Annotated in this window: 13 protein-coding genes and 1 riboswitch; of the genes, 5 read left to right on the top strand and 8 right to left on the bottom strand. The window is 74.9% G+C overall.

The window, feature by feature from the left end; translation table 11 throughout:
* Positions 1-97: 97 nt before the first annotated feature.
* The 3 genes from E9549_RS11605 to E9549_RS11595 are packed head-to-tail and all read right to left on the bottom strand — an operon-like array spanning position 98 to position 3,140.
* Entirely contained in the window at positions 98-667 is a 570-nt protein-coding gene (locus E9549_RS11605) for a TetR/AcrR family transcriptional regulator (protein ID WP_236826695.1), read from the bottom strand.
* Positions 664-1,614, bottom strand: a complete 951-nt coding sequence (locus E9549_RS11600) for an alpha/beta fold hydrolase (protein ID WP_236826694.1) — start codon at positions 1,612-1,614, stop codon at positions 664-666. Before E9549_RS11600 ends, E9549_RS11605 begins: the two co-directional genes overlap by 4 nt.
* Complete coding sequence (locus tag E9549_RS11595) at positions 1,611-3,140, bottom strand: NAD(P)/FAD-dependent oxidoreductase (protein ID WP_236826693.1); 1,530 nt, start codon at positions 3,138-3,140, stop codon at positions 1,611-1,613. The genes E9549_RS11600 and E9549_RS11595 overlap by 4 nt, the downstream gene beginning before the upstream one ends.
* Positions 3,141-3,242: 102 nt before the next feature.
* Here E9549_RS11595 and E9549_RS11590 point away from each other — a divergent pair, with 102 nt between their 5' ends.
* Together E9549_RS11590 and E9549_RS11585 are read left to right on the top strand one after the other, a co-directional pair.
* The gene (locus tag E9549_RS11590) at positions 3,243-4,151 is read left to right on the top strand and encodes an SDR family oxidoreductase (protein ID WP_236826692.1); all 909 of its coding nucleotides are present in this window, start codon (positions 3,243-3,245) and stop codon (positions 4,149-4,151) included.
* A gap of 23 nt (positions 4,152-4,174) precedes the next feature.
* Complete coding sequence (locus E9549_RS11585; RefSeq protein ID WP_236826691.1) at positions 4,175-4,660, top strand: polyadenylate-specific 3'-exoribonuclease AS; 486 nt, start codon at positions 4,175-4,177, stop codon at positions 4,658-4,660.
* A gap of 36 nt (positions 4,661-4,696) precedes the next feature.
* Here the strand turns inward: E9549_RS11585 and E9549_RS11580 are convergent, their stop codons facing one another.
* The gene (locus E9549_RS11580; RefSeq protein ID WP_236826690.1) at positions 4,697-6,847 is read right to left on the bottom strand and encodes a methyl-accepting chemotaxis protein; all 2,151 of its coding nucleotides are present in this window, start codon (positions 6,845-6,847) and stop codon (positions 4,697-4,699) included.
* 179 nt (positions 6,848-7,026) lie between these two features.
* Between E9549_RS11580 and E9549_RS11575 the strand changes: the two genes are divergently transcribed.
* Genes E9549_RS11575 through E9549_RS11565 form a run of 3 tightly spaced genes read left to right on the top strand, consistent with a single transcriptional unit; the run spans position 7,027 to position 10,456 of the window.
* A complete protein-coding gene (locus tag E9549_RS11575; RefSeq protein WP_236826689.1) occupies positions 7,027-8,052 on the top strand; it encodes a 6-phosphofructokinase in 1,026 nt (341 codons plus the stop codon).
* A gap of 50 nt (positions 8,053-8,102) precedes the next feature.
* Positions 8,103-9,440: a class II 3-deoxy-7-phosphoheptulonate synthase gene (locus E9549_RS11570; RefSeq protein ID WP_236826688.1), complete on the top strand. Its 1,338-nt coding sequence runs from the start codon at positions 8,103-8,105 to the stop codon at positions 9,438-9,440.
* Positions 9,437-10,456: a low specificity L-threonine aldolase gene (locus E9549_RS11565; RefSeq protein ID WP_236826687.1), complete on the top strand. Its 1,020-nt coding sequence runs from the start codon at positions 9,437-9,439 to the stop codon at positions 10,454-10,456. Before E9549_RS11570 ends, E9549_RS11565 begins: the two co-directional genes overlap by 4 nt.
* A 108-nt stretch (positions 10,457-10,564) precedes the next feature.
* Here E9549_RS11565 and E9549_RS11560 read toward each other — a convergent pair whose 3' ends face one another.
* From E9549_RS11560 to E9549_RS11545, 4 genes are all read right to left on the bottom strand, one after another.
* Entirely contained in the window at positions 10,565-11,461 is an 897-nt protein-coding gene (locus tag E9549_RS11560) for a deoxyribonuclease IV (protein WP_236826686.1), read from the bottom strand.
* A gap of 4 nt (positions 11,462-11,465) precedes the next feature.
* Entirely contained in the window at positions 11,466-13,451 is a 1,986-nt protein-coding gene (gene pknB / locus E9549_RS11555; protein WP_236826685.1) for a Stk1 family PASTA domain-containing Ser/Thr kinase, read from the bottom strand.
* A gap of 156 nt (positions 13,452-13,607) precedes the next feature.
* Positions 13,608-15,071 (bottom strand): glycine hydroxymethyltransferase, encoded by a 1,464-nt coding sequence (locus E9549_RS11550; protein WP_236826684.1) that lies wholly within the window; start codon positions 15,069-15,071, stop codon positions 13,608-13,610.
* A 24-nt stretch (positions 15,072-15,095) separates the two neighbouring features.
* Positions 15,096-15,180: riboswitch (ZMP/ZTP riboswitch) on the bottom strand.
* 4 nt (positions 15,181-15,184) lie between these two features.
* On the bottom strand, positions 15,185-16,321 hold the full coding sequence (locus E9549_RS11545) for an alpha-hydroxy acid oxidase (protein ID WP_236826683.1): 1,137 nt from the start codon (positions 16,319-16,321) through the stop codon (positions 15,185-15,187).
* Positions 16,322-16,326: the final 5 nt, after the last annotated feature.

The raw sequence follows: 16,326 nt of genomic DNA, 5'->3' as shown, positions 1-16,326 counted from the left end.
CCGGCAACGCCTCATGCAGCAGTCCCACGACAGCCTCCCGCCCTCCGCAGCAACGTCAGGGAGACGCTTCCGCAGAGGGCGGGTCAACGGCTATCAGCTAGCGCGGCAGCAGCCGGTCCAGGACGTCGCGGAGCAGCGCGAGCAGCTCCTCGCGGGGCATCGTCGGCTCCAGCACCCACTGCGCCACGAGATCCTCGGTGAAGGCGAAGAACGCGAGGACGAGCTGGCGGCGGCGGGCGTCGTCCGGCAGCCCCAGGGTGCGCAGCCCCACCTCGACGAGCCGGTCGCGGGTCTCCGCGTAGACCTCGGCGACCCAGGGGTCACCGCCCGAGGCGCCGCGGACGAAGGCCAGGTGGGTCTCCCGGAAGGTCTCCACCCAGCCGACGTAGCGGTCCAGCATGCCGTCGACGCCCGAGCCGTCCCCGGGGGTGCCCGGCCGGGGCAGCAGGTGGGCCCACAGCAGCTCCGCCGCCGCGCGGGTCACGGCCGCGTAGTAGTCCCGCTTGCTCGGGAAGTAGTGGAACAGCAGGCTGCGGCTGATGCCGGCCCGGCGGGCCACCTCGTCGATGGTGAGCTCCTGCACCGGGGTGGTGGGCAGCAGCTCGAGGCCGATCTGCACGAGCTGCGCCCGGCGGTCGTCCGCCGACCGGCGGGCGCGTCCGGTCACGCGGGGCCCTGCCCGCCGGCGGCGGCCACGAGGCGCAGCAGGCCGTCGGCGACGAGCCGGGGGCGCTCCTGGGGCAGCATGTGGCCGGTCCGCTCCACCCGGTGCAGCCGGGCCCCGGGCAGCGCCTCGGCGAGCTGCGCGCTGTGCCGCTCGGGGGTCAGCTTGTCGCTGTCGCCCACGAAGATCTCGACCGGGACGCGGGTGAGCGCGTCGAGCTGCGCGCGCTTGTCGTGGTCGCCGAGGGCGGGCAGGAACTCGACGAAGGACCGCACGGTCGACGCGTGCATGATCTCCGCCCCCTCCCGGACCATCTCGTCGGTGGCATCGGCGCCGTAGAGCAGGTCACGCACCATCTTCCGGTGCCGCGGGTGGTCCGGCGGGACGAGCGCGCGCAGCCGCTCCACCAGGGCCGCGCCGGCCAGCGCCGCGGTCAGCACGCCGGGGCGGATCCGGGCCATGCGGCCGCCGGCCGACCGGGGGTCGGAGGCGAGGTCGCCGGCCGACGTCGACACCAGCGCCGCGCCACGCACCCGGTCCCCGAAGAGCTCGGGCCGGGCCGCGGCCAGGCACATGATGGTCATGCCGCCCATGGAGTGACCGCCGAGGACGACGGGCCCGGTGGGCGCCAGCCGGTCGAGGACGTCGGCCAGGTCCTCGCCGAGCCGGTCGATGGAGACCGGGGCCTCCGGCCGGGGAGCGGGCCAGGCCGAGCGGCCGTGGCCGCGCTGGTCGTAGCGGACCAGGCGCAGGGCGCCGTCGGCGACCGGACCGGTCAGCAGGCCGGCGACGTCGTCCCAGGCGGCCTGCGACAGCGTCCAGCCGTGGGCGAGGACGACGGTCACCGGGGCCTCCTCGCCGCCCTCGGCGGTGGCGTGCAGCCGCGCGCCGTCGGAGGTGGCGACCGCCGCGGTGCGCCGGCGGACCGTCCGGGTGAGCGTGCCGGTCACGCCGCCTCCTCCGTGCGGACGGGCGCCCCGGCGGGGACGCCGACGTAGTTCTCGCGGTCCAGGCGCCGGGTGAGCCTGCGGAACCGGAAGGTGAAGTCCGGCCAGAGCGTGGTGTTGTGGCCGTGCTCGTCGAGGTACCAGCTCGCGCACCCGCCACCGAGCCAGACGGTGCCCTGCGACTTCCGGGCGATGAGGTCGCGGTAGGCCGCCTGCGCCTGCGGGGTGGTCTCCAGGACGGCGAGGCCCTCGGCCGCCATGGTGCGCAGCGCGTCGTCGACGTAGGCCACCTGCGACTCGATCATGTAGACCATCGAGGTGTGCCCGACGCCGACGTTCGGCCCGACCAGCAGGAACAGGTTGGGGAAGCCGGCGACGGTGGTGCTGCGGTTGCTCACCATGCCACCGGCCCACACCTCGGCCAGGGACCGGCCGTCACGGCCGTGGATGCGCTCCGCGATCGGCAGGTCGGTGACGTGGAAGCCGGTGGCGAGCACGAGGGTGTCGGTGGGCCGCTCGACGCCGTCCCGGGTGACGATCGAGCGCGGCCGGACCTCGGCGATGCCCGCGGTCACCAGTTCGGCGTTGGGGGCGCAGAGGGCGGGGTAGTAGTCGTTGCTGATCAGGATCCGCTTGCAGCCGATCGTGTAGTCCGGCGTCAGCGCCGCCCGGAGCCGGGGGTCGCGTACCTGGCGGTGGAGGTGGGCCCTCGCCAGCCGGCCGACGGGCCGGAGGAACGCCCGCCGCTTGGCCATGCCGATCACGAGGAACTCGCGCAGCGCGTAGAGCGCCCCGCGGACGGCGCGCTGCACCCCCGGCACCAGGCGGTACAGCCGGCGGGCCCACGGCTTCACCGGGTGGTCGGTGCGGGGGACCACCCAGGGCGGGGTGCGCTGGTAGACCGCGATGCTCTCCACCTGCGGCTGGATGGCCGGCACGATCTGGACGGCCGAGGCGCCGGTGCCGATGACGGCTACGTGCTCACCGCCCACGTCGTGCGAGGGGTCCCAGCGCGCCGAGTGCATGACGGTGCCCTCGAAGGTCTCCAGGCCCGGGATGTCCGGGTAGGTCGGGTCGGCGAGCGCCCCCGCGGCGGAGACCAGCACCTGGGCCCGGAACTCGCCGGCCGTCGTCCGCACCTGCCAGCGGCGCGCCGCGTCGTCCCACCGGGCATCGGTCACCTCCGCCCCGAAGACGCAGTGCCGGCGCACGTCGAACCGGTCGGCGGTCGCCTGCAGGTAGGCCTGGATCTCCGGCTGCTCGGAGTAGGCGCGGGGCCAGTCCGGGTTGGGGGCGAAGGAGTAGGAGTACAGGTGCGACTGCACGTCGCACGCCGCGCCCGGATAGGTGTTGTCGCGCCAGGTGCCGCCGACGTCCCCGGCCCGCTCCAGGAGGACGAAGTCGGCCTCCCCGCGCTGCCGCAGCGTGATCCCCATGGCCAGGCCGGCGAAGCCGGACCCGATGACGGCCACCCGCACCTCGCGCGGGGCGGCGGAGGTGGTGGCGTGCGTCCGCGTCGTGCTGGTCACCTCGGTCGGCTCCTTCCCTCGGCTTGCTGAGCAACGATCAACAAGCTACAACATCTGTTGAGCAGTGCTCGATGGGAGCGCGACGAGCCGAGGAGCAACCCGATGGCGTCCCGACACCGCACCCCGCTGGCCGGGAGATCGGTCCTGATCACCGGCGCCGCCCGGGGCATCGGCGCCGCGCTGGCCCGGAAGGCGGCCGCGCGCGGGGCGCGGGTCGCCCTCGTCGGACTGGAGCCCGACGAGCTGGCGCGGGTCGCCGGCGAGCTCGGCCCCGAGCACCTGTGGGTGGAGGCCGACGTGACCGACGCCGACGCGCTGGCCGCGGCGGTGCGGCGCACGGTGGACACGTTCGGCGGGCTGGACGTCGTCGTCGCCAACGCCGGCATCGCGCCGCTCACCACGGTGATGACGAGCTCGGCCCACGCGCTGGCCCGCACCATCGAGGTGAACCTGATCGGCACGATGCTGACCGCGCACGCCGCCCTGCCCGAGGTCGCGAAGCGCAGGGGGCACGTGCTGCTCGTCAGCTCCGCGGCGGCGTTCACCGTCCTCCCCGGCATGAGCGCCTACTGCGCGTCCAAGGCCGGCGTCGAGCGCTTCGGCGACGCGCTGCGGCTGGAGGTCGCGCACCGCGGCGTCACGGTGGCCAGCGCCCACCCCACGTGGATCGACACCGACCTGGTGCGCGACACCGAGGCCGCGCTGCCCACCTTCGCCGAGACCCGCCGGCAGCTGCCGGGGCCGCTGGGTGCGTACACGTCGGTCGAGGCCTGCGCCGAGGCGCTGGTGCAGAACCTGGAGACGCGCCGCCGGCGGGTGTTCGTCCCGCGCTCGGTGGGCACCGTCGCCGCCCTGCGCCAGCTGGTCACCGGCGTCCTCGCCGAGAAGGTGGCGACGGCGGTCGCGGCGAAGCGGGTGCCCCAGCTCGAGCGGGACATCGCGGCGCTGGGGGGCCGCGAGTTCGGCACCCACTCGCTCGGGGCGCAGCCCAGGAGCGGTCCGGCGGCCTGACCGGGCCGCCTACGGTGGGTGCCGTGCGGCGCTTCTTCTACGACACCGAGTTCATCGAGGACGGCACCACCATCGACCTCGTCTCCATCGGCGTCGTGGACGAGACCGGGCGGGAGTTCTACGCGGTGAGCACGGAGTTCGACCCCGACCGGGCCATCCCGTGGGTGCGCCGCAACGTCCTCGACCAGCTGCCCCCGCCGGCGAACCGGGCGTGGCGGAGCCGGGAGCGGATCCGGGATGACCTGCTCTCCTTCCTGACCGCGCCGGGGGAGGAGATCGAGCTCTGGGCGTGGTTCGCCGCCTACGACCACGTGGCGCTCTGCCAGCTGTGGGGTGCGATGCCGGCGCTCCCGCGGCCGATCCCGCGGTTCACCCGCGAGCTGCGCCAGCGCTGGGACGACTCCGGGCAGCCGCCGCTGCCGCCCAAGCCGCAGGGCACGCACGACGCGCTGGTCGACGCCCGCTACAACCTGGCCCGCTGGAACGCGATCGAGGCCGCCCGCGGGTGATCCCGCGGACGGCCCCGGCCGTCGATCCCTGCAGCCTCAGACGGTGAACACCGAGAGCAGCCGGTTGAGCTCCTTGGACAGCGCGTCGAGCTCCTGCGCCGACGTGCGGGCCCGGTCGACGTCGGACGCGCTGTCGTCGGCGTCCTGGCGCACCGAGGTCAGCGTCGTGGTGACGGCCCCGGCACCCTCCGCGGCGCTGGCGACGCTGCGGCTGAGCTCGCGGGTGGTCGCCGTCTGCTCCTCGACGGCGCTGGCGATCGTCGTCTGGTGGTCGTTGATCGCCCGGACCACCTCGGCGATGCGGGCGATCGACCGCACCGCGTCGGTGGTCTCGGACTGGATGCCCTGGACCCGCTGGGCGATCTCCTCGCTGGCCTTGGCCGCCTCCTGGGCGAGCTCCTTGACCTCGTTGGCGACGACGGCGAAGCCCTTGCCCGCGTCGCCGGCGCGGGCCGCCTCGATGGTGGCGTTGAGCGCCAGCAGGTTCGTCTGCTCGGCGACCCCCGAGATGACCTTGACGACGTCGCCGATCTCCGCGGAGCTGGCCCCGAGCGCGGCGATCGTGGTCTCGGTCTGCTCGGCGAGCGAGGCGGCCTGGCGCCCGACCTCCGCGGCCTCGGCGGCGCTGCGGGCGATCTCGGTGATCGAGGCGCCCATCTCCTCCGCGCCGGCGGCGGCCGACGAGACGCTGCTGCTGATCTCCGACGCCGCGCCGTGCGCCCCCTGCGCCTGGTCGCGGCTGCGGGAGGCCCGCTGCGCGAGCCCGTCGGCCACGGCGGAGACCCCGGCCGCGGAGGAGGCGACCTCCCGGGCGCAGCGGTGGATGTCCCGCACGGTGCCGGCGACCTTGTCGACGAAGCGGTTGAAGGCGCCGGAGAGCTGCCCCACCTCGTCGTCGCGGGAGTCGTCCATCCGCTGGGTCAGGTCGCCCTCGCCGTCGGCGATCTCGGCCATGCGGTCGCGCAGGCGGGTCAGCGGACGGGTGAGCCGGCGGCCGACCCACAGCGCGATCAGCCCGCCCACGACGGCGATGAGCAGCGCCGCGAGCACCATCGCCCAGACCATCGAGGTGCGGCCCTCGGCCAGCGCGTCCGTGGCACCGGCGAAGTCGGCGTCGCGGGTGACGGCGGTGATCACCCAGTCCCACGGCGCGTAGTAGGAGACGCGGGCCGTCATGGGGCCCTCCTCGGGGTCGACGTAGCGCACCGTCGCCTGCTCGCCCTCCTCGAGCGGCAGGGCGGCGTCGACGATCTGCCGCACGTAGGGCGCGCCCTCGGCGTCGGCCGCGTCGATCAGCTGCTCGCCGTCCCGCGCACCGCCGGGGCTGACCAGGACGCTGCCGGCCCGGTCCCCGGTGCCGCCGAAGACCTCGATGTGACCGTGCTCGCCGATGGTGGTCGACTCCAGGCCCTGGCGGAGGGAGGGCAGGTTGGTCTGCTTCACCCCGACGTAGAGGACGCCGACGACGTCGCCGGTGGGGCCCAGGATCGGCTCGTAGGCCGACACCAGCCACGAGTCGACGACGAACGCGTTGCCGCGGTAGGTCTGCCCGCTGCTGACGGCGGCGGCGACCGGGTTGGGCGTGCCGTCGGGGTTGACGGCGGGGATGTAGGTGCCGATCGCGCGCGAGCCGGACGCGGCCTGCACGTTCGTCGCGACCCGCAGGAAGTCGCCCTCGGGCGTCTTCTGGAACAGCGTCACGGTGGCGCCGACCATCGCCATGACGTCGTCGACGACCGGCGTCCGGACCGCCATGTCGGTGTTCTGGCCCAGCCACTCGCCCCCGACCAGGACGCGCGGCAGGGTGAGCCGCGTGACCTCGCCGTCCATCTGGTTCCTGGCGTCCCAGGTCACGAGGTTGCGGCCGGAGGCGTCGATGGCGAAGCCCCCGGACTGCTGCAGCACGTACCGCGCCGCGTTGAGGTCGTGGTCGACCTTCACGGCCGTCGACGCGCCCTGGGTGGCGACCAGGTCGTAGGCGCCCCGGGCGGCGCGGCTGATGTTCTCCTCGACGAGGGCGTCCATGTCCCGGGCGGCGTCATCGGCGAACCGGCTGCTCTGCCACGCGCTGACACCGCCCATGGCCACGCCGGTCACGGCGATGCTGGCGACGGCCAGCGCCACCACCTTCGTGCGGATGCCCGTGTTCGAGGGAACCGCCCAGGAGAGCAGGTTCGTCCAGCGCATGTTCGGCCTTCCGGGTCGGGGGCGGCACTCCGTCCGCCGTCCCGGTCCCCATCGGCAGTCCGCGGTCGATCCGGTACCGATCCGGGCAGGCGTGCGAGCGGCGTCGCAGAACCCCTCCCGGAGCCCCGGCCTGCGGCATCATGGCGCGGCCAGGAACAGAGCTGGAGCTGGAGGCGTCCATGCGCATCGGCATCCTCACGGGGGGCGGCGACTGCCCCGGCCTCAACGCGGTCATCCGCGCGGTCGTGCGCAAGGGCGTCGGGCACGACGGCGACGAGGTGATCGGCTTCCGCGACGGCTGGCGGGGGGTGCTGGACGGCGACGCCGTGCCGCTGGACCTGGCGGCGGTGCGCGGCATCCTGCCCCGCGGGGGCACCGTGCTCGGCACCTCGCGCACCAACCCCTACGCGCGCGAGGACGGCCCCGACCGGGTGCTGGCCTGCCTCGACCGGTGGGGCATCGACGCGCTGGTGCCCATCGGCGGGGAGGACACCCTCGGCGTCGCCACCCGGCTGGCCGACCGCGGGGTGCGCGTGGTCGGGGTGCCCAAGACCATCGACAACGACCTGGACGCCACCGACTACACCTTCGGGTTCGACACCGCGGTGGGCGTGGCGATGGAGGCGATCGACCGGCTGCACACCACCGGGGACAGCCACCACCGCACGCTGGTCGTCGAGGTCATGGGCCGCCACGCCGGGTGGATCGCGCTGCACGCGGGCATGGCCGGCGGGGCGAACGTCATCCTCATCCCCGAGCACCCGTTCGACGTCGACGCCGTCGTCGCGCACGTGCAGCACCGCTTCGACACCGGCTTCTCGCCGATCGTCGTCGTCTCGGAGGGCGCCCAGGCGAGGGACGGCGCGCTCCCCGTGGCGGCCGGGCAGGCGGACGCCTTCGGGCACGTCCGGCTCGGCGGCATCGGCCCGGCGCTGGCCGCGCTGATCGAGGAGCGGACCGGCCGGGAGTCGCGGGCCGTCGTCCTGGGCCACCTGCAGCGCGGGGGCACGCCCTCGCCCTTCGACCGGGTGCTGGCCACCCGGTTCGGGCTGGCCGCGGTGGAGGCGGTGCACGACGGGGAGACCGGCGTGATGGTCGCCCTGCGCGGCACCGACATCGTGCGGGTCCCGCTGGCCACCGCCACCGCCCGGCTCAAGCTCGTGCCGGCCGAGCGCTACGCCGAGGCAGAGGTCTTCTTCGGCTGAGGCAGGCCGCCGCCCCTGGGCCGGTGGGAGCGCGCCGTACGCTGGCCCCCGTGAGCCTCCCCGAACCTGCCGAGCTGGTCCCCGGTCTGGACCGGTGGCGGGAGCTGCCCGCCGCCCAGCAGCCGAGGTGGCCCGACCGGGTCGCCCTGGACGCGGTGCTGGAGACCCTGTCCACCGTGCCACCCATCGTCGCCCCCAGCGAGGTCGACACGCTGCGCGCGCAGCTGGCCGACGTCGCCCAGGGCAAGGCCTTCCTGCTGCAGGGCGGTGACTGCGCCGAGACGTTCGACCTGAACACCGAGCCGCACCTGCAGGCGACCACCCGCACGCTGCTGCAGATGGCCGTCGTCCTCACCTACGGCGCGAGCGTGCCCGTGGTGAAGGTCGGCCGCGTCGCCGGTCAGTACGCCAAGCCGCGCTCCTCGGACACCGACGCCCTGGGCCTGCCGTCCTACCGCGGCGACATGGTCAACTCCCTGGAGCCGGTGCGGGAGTCGCGGATCCCCGACCCCAACCGGCTGGTGCGGGCGTACGCGAACTCCGCGGCCGCCATGAACATGATCCGTGCCTACGCCCGCGGGGGCCTGGCCGACCTGCACGCCGTCCACGACTGGAACCGCGACTTCGTCGCCAACTCCCCGGCCGGGGTGCGGTACGAGGTCATCGCCCGGGAGATCGACCGCGCGCTGGCGTTCATGCGCGCCTGCGGCATCGACTCCGACGCCCTCCGCGGGGTGGAGCTGTACAACTCGCACGAGGCGCTGATCCTCGACTACGAGCGGGCGCTGCTGCGCATGCACGAGGGCCGCCCGTACGCGCTCTCCGCCCACTTCGTGTGGGTGGGGGAGCGCACCCGCCAGATGGACGGCGCGCACATCGAGTTCGCCTCGAAGCTGGCCAACCCGGTCGGCGTGAAGATCGGCCCGACGACGACGCCGGAGCAGGCCACCGAGCTCGTCGAGCGCCTCGACCCGGACGGCGTCCCCGGCAAGCTGACGCTGATCAGCCGCATGGGCAACGGGAAGATCCGGGACGTCCTGCCCGGCATCGTGGAGAAGGTCACCGCCAGCGGCCACCAGGTCGTGTGGCAGTGCGACCCGATGCACGGCAACACCCACGAGTCCCCGACCGGCTACAAGACCCGCCACTTCGACCGGGTCGTCGACGAGGTGCTCGGCTTCTTCGACGTGCACCGGGCGCTGGGCACCTGGCCGGGTGGCATCCACGTGGAGCTGACCGGTGAGGACGTCACCGAGTGCCTCGGCGGCGCGATGGAGATCAGCGACGAGGACCTCAACAGCCGGTACGAGACCGCCTGCGACCCCCGGCTGAACACCGGCCAGTCGCTGGAGCTGGCGTTCCTGGTCGCGGAGATGCTGCGGGGATGACCGACGCTGCCGAGCTCGTCGACCTGCGGTCGGACACCGTCACCCGGCCCACCGCCGGCATGCGCCGGGCCATGGCCGAGGCGGAGGTGGGCGACGACGTCTACGTCGAGGACCCCACCGTCACCGCCCTCGAGGAGCGGACCGCGGAGCTGTTCGGCCACGAGGCGGCGATGTTCGTGCCGAGCGGGACCATGGGCAACCAGATCGGCATGCGCCTGGTCTGCGACCCGGGGCAGGAGGTGCTCTGCGACGCCGATGCGCACGTCGTCACCTACGAGATGGGCGCCGCGGCGGCGGTCTTCGGCATCTCCACGCGCACCGTGGTGTCCGCCGGCGGCCGGCTGGACGCCGCGCAGCTGATCGAGCAGGTGCGGCCCAGGGACAACTGGCACCTGACGGCGACCGCCGCGGTCGCGGTGGAGAACTCGCACAACCGCGGCGGTGGCCTGGTGCAGCCGCTGGAGGAGCTCCAGGCGCTGTGGGACTGGTCGCGGGGCGCCGACGTCGCCGTGCACCTCGACGGCGCCCGGATCTGGAACGCGCACGCCGCCTCGGGTGTGCCGCTGTCCACCTACGGCCGGCTCGCCGACACCGCGTCGGTCTGCTTCTCCAAGGGGCTCGGCGCGCCCGTCGGCTCGGTGCTGGTGGCGTCGGCGGAGCGGATCGCGGCCGCCCGGCTCTGGCGCAAGCGGCTCGGTGGCGGCATGCGCCAGGTCGGCGTGCTGGCGGCCGCCTGCCTGTACGCCCTCGACCACCACCTCCCGCGTCTGGGTGAGGACCACGAGCACGCCCGCCTGCTGGCCAAGCGGCTGGGGGTGGACCCGGCGGCGGTCGAGACCAACATGGTGGTGCTCGACGGCGTCGAGGCGCCGATGGTGGCCGAGGCCGCGAAGGCGCGGGGCGTGCTGGTCAGCCAGGTCAGCGCCTCCCGGATCCGGCTGGTCACGCACCTCGACGTCGACCGGGCTGCCGTCGAGCGCGCCGCCGACGTCCTCACGGAGCTCCTCGACCGCTGACGTCGCCGCCGCCCCGCCCGGGCCGACCCGCTCGGGGAAGGGGTGAGCCGCGTGCGCACGCGGCTCGACGCGACCACCCCCGGCTCGACCCGCCGCGGGAGGCGGCGGTCAGTCGCCGATGAGGGAGTTGAGCAGCTTGATGTCGGCCGCGTGCCCGCCGCAGGGGTCGCCGTCGCGCACGCTCGGTGTCTCGACGACCATCGGCACCCCGGCGGTCGTGCGGTGCCGCACCAGCTCGGCGAACGGGCCGGTGCCGTACGCGCCGGAGCCGATCAGCCCCTCGCCGATCGTGGTGTGCCGGTCGCGCTTGGAGCCGCACTCGTCCAGCGAGTCGTTCACGTGCACCAGGCCCAGCCGGCCGGGGCCGACGGTGGCCTCGAGCGCGTCGAGGGTCGCCGACATCCCACCGGGGACGGCGAGGTCGTGCCCGGCGGCCCAGGCGTGGCAGGTGTCGAAGCAGACGCCGAGCAGCGGGTGGTGCTCCAGCGCGGCGAAGTACGGCCCCAGGTCCTCGACCGTGGCCGCCAGCGCCTTGCCGCCGCCGGCGGTGGGCTCGACCAGCAGCCGCGGCCCGTCCGGGTCGGCGGCCTCCAGCACCGGCAGCAGCTGCTCGTGCAGCTGGCGCAGCGCGGGCTCGTAGCGGTCCTCGCCCACCGCGGAGCCGGCGTGCACGACCACGCCCTGGCAGCCCAGCTGCGCGCCGCGCCGCAGGTTGTGCGCGATCGAGGCGATCGACTGCGCCACGGTCGCCTCGGTGGGGGAGCCGACGTTGACCAGGAACGGGGTGTGGATGAACGACGGCACCCCGCGCTCGGCGCACCCGGCGGTGAACAGCGCGTCCTGCTGCGGGTCCCCGTCGGTGAGCCGCCAGCCGCGCGGGTTGCCGACGAACACCTGCACCGCACGGGCGCCGACGGCGTCGGTGTAGGGCAGGCCGCCCTTGGCCAGGCCGCCCTTGATCTGGATGTGCGCGCCGATCGGCGGCACGGGGGAGGGGTCGGGCACGGGCCTATCCGAAGCTGAGCAGGATGGTGACGGAGGTGCCGCGCTCGACGGTCTCCCCGGCCGCGGGGCTCTGCCGCAGCACCCGGTTGCCGAAGAAGCGGGTGGCCTCCACCTCGAGGCCCGCCTGCTCGAGGATCGACGCGGCCTCGTCGCCGCTGCGGCCGACGACGTCGGGCACGGTGACCAGCGGGACGCCGGCGGAGACCTGGATGCGCACGGTGCTGCCGTAGGGGACCGGCCCGGCCGCGGGGCCGGGCTCGACGGCCATGACCTCGCCCTGGTCGACCTGGTCGCTGCGGCCGTCCTCGATGCGCTCGACGACGAAGCCCAGCGCCTCCAGGTTCGACGTCGCCTGCTCCGGGGTCTGCCCGGTCACGTCCGGGACGGAGACCGGCGCCCGGCCCTGGCTGATCACCACGGTCACGACCTGGTCGCGCTTGAGCGCGGTCCCGGCGGGCGGGTCGAAGCGGACGACGTGGCCCGGGGGCACGGCGTCGTCGTAGTCCTGGCCCCGGGTGATCTGGATCGGCAGGTCGGCCTGCAGGCGCGCCTCGACGTCGTCGACCGGCAGGCCGACGAGCTCCGGCGGCACGGTGTAGCGCTCCAGCCCCTTGGAGACGACGACGCGCACGTCGGTGCCGCGGATGACCTCGCCCGAGGCCGGGTCCGTGGAGATGACGACGCCCTCGGGCACCTCCTCGCTCCACTCCCGGACGACCGGGTCGGGATCCAGACCGGCGTCCTGCAGCAGGTCGATGGCCGCGGCCTCCTGCTTGCCGGTCAGCTCGGGGACGTCGGTCCACCTACCCGAGCCCAGCCACCAGCCGACGGCGCCCACCGTCACGGCCATCAGCAGGACGATCGCGATGAGCAGCCGGGCGCGGCGGCGGCGGACGTGGTCGGGGACGCCGGGGCGTGGCCGGCCGGGGGCGGGCCGGCGTCCGTGCACGTCGGTGGTGGGCCCGGCCCCCATCCCCGGCAGCATGCTGGTGCGCCCGGCGCGGTCGGTGCGGTCGCCGAGCACCGCGGTACCGGGGTTGCTCGGGTGGCCGGGGCGGGGCCGGGTCGGCCGGTTGGTGGGCCGCAGCGTGCCGGGGCCACCGGTGCTCTGCCCGGTCGGCACGGGCACCGGCTCGATGCCGAGGTCGGTGCGCACGTCGGTCAGCTCGGCGAGGAACGCCCCGGCGTCCAGGGGCCGGCCGGCGGGGTCGCGCCGCGTGGTGCGGGCGACCAGCTCGTCGACCTGCCACGGCAGGCCGGGCACCTCGGCCGACGGCGCGGGCACGTCGTGGTGCACGTGCTGGTAGGCGACCGCCAGCGGGGTGTCGCCACCGAACGGCGGGTGCCCGGTGAGCATCTCGTAGAGCACGATCCCGGCGGCGTAGATGTCGCTGCGGGCGTCGGCGCGGCCGCGCTCGAGCTGCTCGGGGGAGAGGTAGGCGACGGTGCCGATGAGCACCCCGCCGGTCTGGCTGGTCTGCCCGGTGCCGACGACGGCGCGGGCCAGGCCGAAGTCGGCGACCTTGACCACGCCGTCGACGCCGATCAGCACGTTCTCCGGCTTGATGTCGCGGTGCACGATGCCGGCGCGGTGCGCGGCGGTGAGGCCGGCGAGCACCGGCTCCAGGACGGCGAACGCCTCGCCGACGGTGAGCCGGCCGCGGGCGCTGAGCAGGTCGCGCAGCGTGCGGCCGCGCACCAGCTCCATGACGAGGAAGACCAGGCCCTGGTCGCTGCCCTGGTCGCTCACGCCCACGACGTTGGGGTGGCTGAGCATCGCGGCCGCCCGCGCCTCGCGGGTGAACCGGTCGACGAAGGTGGGGTCGTGCGCCAGGTGCTCGGCCATCACCTTGACGGCGACGGTCTTGTGCAGGCGGAGGTCGGTGGCCGCGTAGACCGTGGACATGCCGCCCCGCGCCACCCGCTCCTCGAGGCGGTAGCGCCCCTCGAGAACGAGGCCGACCACGGGGTCGGTCACGGCGGTGTCCACACGGCCGAGTGTATGAGTGACGGGGGCGCTGGTCGCTCCGCGACGCGGCGACGGGGGTCACCGGGGCGCCTGTGACGCATGCAGTCCCCCACGTCGAGGAGCCCGTCCCGCTCACCGCACGCGGGGGCGGCGAGGAGGGACGGGGTCATCCGGGCGTCAGGCCAGGTCGAGGCCCGGGTACAGCGGGTGCGCCGCCAGCAGTTCGGCGGCCGCCGCGCGGGTGCGGTCGGCGACGCCGTCGGCGACCACGTACTTCGCCTGCGACGCGCGCCCGTCGCGCGTGGCGGTCGGGGTGGTGGCGGAGAGCACGTCGACGATCAGCTCCGCCGTCCGGTCGAACTCCCCGGGGCCGAAGCCGCGGCTGGTGAGCGCCGGGGTGCCCAGCCGGATGCCGGAGGTGTACCAGGCGCCGTTGGGGTCGGCCGGGACCGCGTTGCGGTTGGTGACGATGCCGGCGTCGAGCAGCGCGGACTCCGCCTGGCGGCCGGTGAGCCCGAACCCGGTGACGTCGACGAGCACCAGGTGGTTGTCGGTGCCGCCGGTGACCAGCCGGGCGCCGCGCTTCGTCAGCCCCTCGGCCAGGACCTGCGCGTTGTCGGCCACCGCCCGGGCGTAGCCGGCGAACTCGGGACGGCGGGCCTCGGCGAACGCCACCGCCTTGGCGGCCATGACGTGGGGGAGCGGGCCGCCGAGCACCATCGGGCACCCGCGGTCGACTGCGTCGGCGAACTCCGGCTGGGCCAGCACGAACCCGCCGCGCGGGCCGCGCAGGGACTTGTGGCTGGTGCTGGTGACGATGTGCGCGTGCGGCACCGGGTCGAAGTCGCCGGTGAGCACCTTGCCGGCCACCAGCCCGGCGAAGTGGGCCATGTCGACCACCAGCGTGGCGCCGACCTCGTCGGCGATCTCGCGCATCGCCGCGAAGTCCACCCGCCGCGGGTAGGCCGAGTAGCCCGCCACGATGATCAGCGGCCGGAACTCGCGGGCCCGGGCGCGGACGGCGGCGTAGTCGAGCAGCCCGGTGGCGGGGTCGGTGCCGTAGGAGGACTGCTCGAACATCTTGCCGCTGATGTTCGGGCGGAAGCCGTGCGTGAGGTGGCCGCCGGCGTCCAGCGACATGCCGAGCATCCGCTGGTCGCCCAGGGCGCGGCGCAGCGTCGCCCAGTCGGCGTCGGTGAGGTCGTTGACGTGGCGGGCGCCGGCCTGCTGGAGCGCGGGCAGCTCCACCCGCTGGGCGAGCACCGCCCAGAAGGCGACCAGGTTCGCGTCGATGCCCGAGTGCGGCTGGACGTAGGCGTACGGGGCCCCGAACAGCTCCCGGGCGTGCTCCGCGGCGAGCGCCTCGACGGTGTCGACGTTCTGGCACCCGGCGTAGAAGCGGTGCCCGGCCGTGCCCTCGGCGTACTTGTCGCTGAACCAGTTGCCCATGGTCAGCAGCACGGCGGGACTGGCGTAGTTCTCGCTCGCGATCAGCTTCAGCGAGCCGCGCTGGTCGGTGAGCTCCTGGCTGATCGCGTCGGCGACGCGGGGCTCGACGGCCCCGATGACCTCCAGGGCGCTGCGGTAGGCGGCCGAGGCGGCGACGCCGTCGAAGGTGTGGGTGGTGCGGGCTGCGGTCACGGGTGCCTCCTGCGCTGAACGACGGTGAGGTGCCCAGGCGCACGGCGACGGTGGTGCGGACCGCTCCCCGGTGGTGGCCCACCTCGACGCGCCAGTCACGGCCCTCGGAGAGGTTAGCGCGCCGCCACCACGGTGTCGGCGGGCACCGACCGGACGTCGTCGAGACCGCAGAGCACCATCGTGTGCTCGAGCTCGTCGGCCAGCCCGGAGAGCACCCGGGCCACGCCCGCCTGGCCGCCGGTGGCCAGCCCCCAGACGATCGGCCGGCCGAGGAAGACCGCCGAGGCCCCGAGGGCGAGCGCGGTCAGCACGTCGGAGCCGGAGCGGACACCGCCGTCGGCGTACACCTCCACGTCGTCGCCCACCGCCTCGACGATCTCCGGGAGCGCCTGCGCGCTGCTGATCGCCGGGTCCACCTGCCGGCCCCCGTGGGTGGTGACCCACACGGCGGCGGCGCCGGCCTGCACGCAGCGGATGGCGTCGTCGCCCCGGAGCACCCCCTTGACCACCACCGGCAGCCCGGACAGCTCGCCGAACCGGGCGATCTCGTCGAAGGTCCAGGTGCCGGTGGCCAGGCCGTCCAGCGTCGGCTCCTCGCCCTCCGGCGGCCGGTTGGCCATCCGGACGCCGGCGCGGTGCACGAAGTCGTGCCGCAGGTCGCGGCGGCGCCTGCCCAGCAGCGGCACGTCGACGGTGAGCACCAGCGCCCGGTAGCCGGCGTCCCCGGCGCGGCGGGCGAGGTCGTCGGTGTGCCGCTCGGAGTGCAGCCGGTAGAGCTGGAACCACTTCGGGCTCGCGGGCGCGACGGCGGCGACCTCCTCCAGGCTGTGGTTGGCGCTGGTGGACACGGTCATCAGCGCGCCGGTCGCGGCGGCGGCCCGGGCGGTGGCGAGCTCGCCGTCGGGGTGCGCCATGGCCTGGTAGGCCCACGGGGCGATGCCGATCGGGGTGCGCACCGGGCTGCCGAGCAGCTCGGTGCCGAGCGCGGCGGTGGTGGTGCCGCGCAGCACCCGCGGCCGCAGCCGCCAGGCCCGCCAGGCGGCCGTGGCCTCCCGCACCGTCGTCTCGGTCTCGGCGCCGCCGGCGTAATAGTCGTACACCGGCGCGGACAGCAGCTGCCGGGACCGGGACTCCAGCTCCTCGAAGTCGACGAAGGGCGGTTCGGCGCCCGGCTCCTCCGCGGCCTCGGCCGCCCCGTCCCACCCGCTGGTCCCCGGTACCGGGCTGCTCGCTGGTCCACCGCTCGCCATAGGCT

The organism is Blastococcus sp. MG754426 (genome assembly GCF_021699055.1).
In the GTDB taxonomy this organism is placed as follows: domain Bacteria; phylum Actinomycetota; class Actinomycetes; order Mycobacteriales; family Geodermatophilaceae; genus Blastococcus.
This window is presented reverse-complemented; position numbering and strand designations above follow the sequence as displayed.